The organism is Campylobacter concisus (assembly GCF_902460415.1).
GTDB classification, from domain to species: Bacteria; Campylobacterota; Campylobacteria; order Campylobacterales; family Campylobacteraceae; genus Campylobacter_A; species Campylobacter_A concisus_Y.
This window is the reverse complement of the sequence record NZ_CABPTY010000020.1, coordinates 1-604: the sequence shown is the minus strand read 5'-3', so window position 1 is coordinate 604 and position 604 is coordinate 1. Positions and strand designations below refer to the sequence as shown.

Here is a 604-nt window from a genome sequence, read left to right as displayed (position 1 = left end):
TTTAGTATCTCCTCTTTGTCGCTATCCATACGCAAACCAGTTTCCCCAACTGCAAAGTCGTAAGTGTGTTCGAGCATTTTTATTTGCTCTAGTATTAGCTTAACGGTTTCTTTCATTGCTTCATACTTTCAATGATTTTTTTAACATACAATGACTAAAAACCTAAGAAATTTTGTAGGTGTTTTATGCTCTCGAAAGTCATTTCGGTTATGTAGTCATCATCAGAATTTTTTAGCTTGGCTTTGATTTTATCCTGGTAATCATTTAGCTCAATAATTTTTAGGGTGTCATATTCTTGAGTGTGTGGATTTTTAACTCTGACGCTTTGGAAAAGGTAGGGTTTTAGCTCGACGATTTTGTTTTGTTTCAAAGATCGCAGCCTCTCTTCTCTTTGGATATCTCTTGCAATAGTTGCTAGATTTCTTTCGTTCTCTTTCTCGTCTTTTTCAAGCTCTGAAACAGGCTGCGGCATAAAAGTAAATTCTAGCGTTTCAATCTCTCGTCCTTTTTTAAATTTTCGGACTGATAGTTTTTGAAAAGGTGTGCGGCGCATATCAAAAAGGTTGCGCTCCGCCGATAGTTCTTTGATTGTAGGCTTTAAAAT

1 pseudogene is annotated in these 604 nt (G+C 36.3%); it reads right to left on the bottom strand.

The features are described 5' to 3' along the window. Window positions 1–154: 154 nt before the first annotated feature. Window positions 155–604: pseudogene (locus FZ940_RS09515) on the bottom strand (hypothetical protein); the annotation flags it as partial.